This window comes from Actinoplanes sp. NPDC048791, assembly GCF_040650095.1.
GTDB lineage: Bacteria > Actinomycetota > Actinomycetes > Mycobacteriales > Micromonosporaceae > Actinoplanes.
This window is the reverse complement of the sequence record NZ_JBEZGQ010000964.1, coordinates 1-3,183: the sequence shown is the minus strand read 5'-3', so window position 1 is coordinate 3,183 and position 3,183 is coordinate 1. Positions and strand designations below refer to the sequence as shown.

The window sequence follows — 3,183 nt, the reverse complement described above, 5'->3', positions numbered from 1 at the left end:
CGCTGGTCCGCCGGGCCCTGCCGGACACCGCGCCGGACGGCCCGATCGTCGACTTCGCCCCGGAGCTGGAGCGGATCACGGCCCTGGCCGGCAACGGCGACGCCCACGTGGTCAAGGCCCTCACCGAGACCGGCACGCTGCTCGGCCGCGGCGTGGCGATGCTGGCCGAGCTGCTGGACCCGCAGGTCGTGGTGCTCGGCGGCAGCTTCGCCACCCTCGCGCCGTGGCTGCTGCCGGCGGTGGAGACCGAGCTGGCGTCCCGCGCGCCGGGCGAGATCGGCTGCCGGGTCACCGCGTCCACACTGCACCCGGACGGGGCGGCGCTGGGCGGCGCGATGCTCGCGCTGGACCGGCTCGAGGCGGGGAAGCTGCCGGCCCCGGCGGCGTGAGCGCCCGCCGGGCATCGACGGATCTCACCGTACCTCTTGACCGGTGTCGATGCCTGGTGCCAACCTCAGAAGGCTCCGCCGTAACACGGATGTAATCCCTGGTCCCGGCGGAGCCTTTTCCGGATCCTCATCGAAGCGCTTCGACGGTCGGGCCGCAGCCACGGTCCGGCCGGCACCGCCTCGATCCCACGCCGAGGAGAACCACCGCCATGACCGACTGCACCGAGCGGCAACCAGCCGCACCACGCCGCGGCCCCACCCGCGAGGGCCACGAGGGCATGGCAGCTGAGGCTCAGCCATGACCGAACCGGTCGGTGGCACGTTCCGGGACCCGGGGCGGCCGCTGGCCGACCGGGTCACCGACCTGCTCAGCCGGCTGACCCTGGCGGAGAAGGTGGCTCTGCTGCACCAGCACCAGGCCCCGGTCCCGCGCCTCGGCGTCGGACCGTTCCGCACCGGGACCGAGGCCCTGCACGGGGTCGCCTGGCTCGGCGAGGCCACCGTCTTCCCGCAGTCCGTCGGGCTGGGCAGCAGCTGGGACCCGGAGCTGGTGCGCCGGGTCGGCGCGGCGGTCGGCGACGAGGTGCGCGGACTGCACCACAAGGACCCGGCGGGCGTGGGCCTCAACGTCTGGGCCCCGGTGGTCAACCCGCTGCGGGACCCGCGCTGGGGCCGCAACGAGGAGGGGTATGCCGAGGACCCCTGGCTCACCGGCGTCCTGGGTGGCGTGTACGCCCGGGGGCTGCGCGGCGACGACCCGCGCTACCTGCGGACAGCGCCGACGCTCAAGCACTTCCTGGGCTACAACAACGAGACCGAGCGGCACCTCACGTCGAGCGACCTGCCTCCGCGCGTGCTGCACGAGTACGAGCTACCGGCCTTCCGCGAGCCCATCGCCACCGGCGCGGCGGTCGCTGTCATGGCGTCGTACAACCTGGTCAACGGGCGGCCGACGCACCTGAGCCCGTTGCTGGCCGACGAGCTGCGCACCTGGACCGCCGACGACGTGCTGGTCGTGGGGGACGCGTACGCGTGCAGCAATCTCGCCGGTGAGCAGGGCTATCTGAGTGACCACGCGGCCGCCTTCGCCGCCGCGCTGCGCGCCGGGGTCGACTGTTTCACCGAGGACGCCACGGCGACTTTGGAACGGCTGCACGAGGCGCTGGAGCGAGGCCTGCTCAGCGGCTCCGACGTGGACGCGGCGGCCGGGCACATCCTGGCGGTCCGGTTCCGGCTGGGCGAGTTCGACCCGGAGGGACCCAACCCGTACGCGGCCACGACCGCCGAAGTGGTCAACTGTGTCGAGCACCAGCGGCTCGCCCGGGAAGCGGCCCGGAGCAGTGTTGTCCTGCTCAAGAACAGCGACGCGGTGCTTCCGCTGGCACCGGACGCGACGGTCGCGGTGCTGGGGCCGCTGGCCGACACCGTGCTGGCGGACTGGTACAGCGGCACCCTGCCGTACGCGGTGACCGCCCGCGCCGGCCTGGCCGAGCGCCTCGGCGAGCAGAACGTGCGCACCGCGGAGGGCGTCGACCGGGTCCGGCTCCGGACCGCCACCGGGACGGTGCTCGCGGGCGACACTCCGGACGGCGCCCCGCTGCGGGTCGGTGAGACGACCACAGGCTTGACGGCCGGGTTCGACCTGCTCGACTGGGGCGGCGGCACCATCACGCTGCGCGCCGCCGCCAACCGGCGCTACGTGCGGGCCGACGAGAACGGCGTGCTGGTCAACGACCGGCCGGAGCCGGGCGAGTGGGTGGTCCGGGAGACCTTCGAGCCGATCCGGCGCCGGGACGCGGTGGTGCTGCGGCACCTGGCGAGCAACCGGTACGTCGCGACCGGCCCCGACGGCGTGCTGCGCGCGGACGCCGCCACCGAGGACACGGCCACCGCCTTCACGCTGGAGCTGGCCGAGGACGGGGTGGCGGCCGCCGCGGCGCTGGCCCGGGACGCGGACGTGGCGCTGGTGCTGCTGGGCAACCATCCGATGGTGGCCGGGCGCGAGACCGAGGACCGGATCGACCTGGCGCTGCCGCCGCGGCAGGAGGCGTTGCTGCGGGCCGTACGGGCGGCCAATCCGCGGACCGTGCTGGTGCTGACGAGCAGTTACCCGTACGCGGTGGGCTGGGCGCAGGAGCACCTGCCGGCGCTGGTGTGGTCGGCCCACGGCGGTCAGGAGTTCGGCTCCGCGCTGGCCGACGTGCTGCTGGGCGGGACGCCCGACGGTGAGCCGGTGGAGCCGACCGGCCGGCTGCCGCAGACGTGGTACCGCGGCGCCGACGAACTGCCGGACCTGCTCGACTACGACATCATCGGCAGCGACGCGACGTACCTGTACTTCCGGGGCCGGCCGCTGTACCCGTTCGGGCACGGGCTGGGCTACACCCGTTTCGAGCACCACGACCTGCGGCTGAGTGCCGAGCAGGCGGCACCGGGTGAGCAGGTGGAGGTCAGCGTCGACGTCGTCAACGTAGGCGATCGGCCGGGCACCGAGGTCGTGCAGTTCTACACCCGGCAGCGCCGGTCGCGGGACAAGCAGCCGCTGCGGCAGTTGCGGGGCTTCCGGCGGGTCCGGCTGGCGCCCGGTGAGCGCGCCACCGTGACGATGCCGCTGCGGGTGGACGACCTGGCGTTCTACGACGTGGTCGGGGAACGGCCGGTGGTCGAGGCGGCCCGGCACTCGATCCTCGCGGGCCGCTCCTGCACCGACATCACGGCGACCGCGACCCTGACCGTGCACGGCTCGCCGCCCGCAGCGCGTCGCCGCCGGCCCGCCGTTCGGGCAGGACCTCGC

At 74.4% G+C, this 3,183-nt stretch carries 2 protein-coding genes; both read left to right on the top strand.

The window, feature by feature from the left end; genetic code table 11:
• Positions 1-389 (top strand): ROK family protein (locus AB0C29_RS40540; RefSeq protein ID WP_360832281.1); only part of this gene is annotated, 389 nt, incomplete at its 5' end.
• 298 nt (positions 390-687) lie between these two features.
• The coding region (locus AB0C29_RS40535; protein ID WP_360832279.1) for a glycoside hydrolase family 3 C-terminal domain-containing protein at positions 688-3,183 on the top strand (2,496 nt) is incomplete at its 3' end.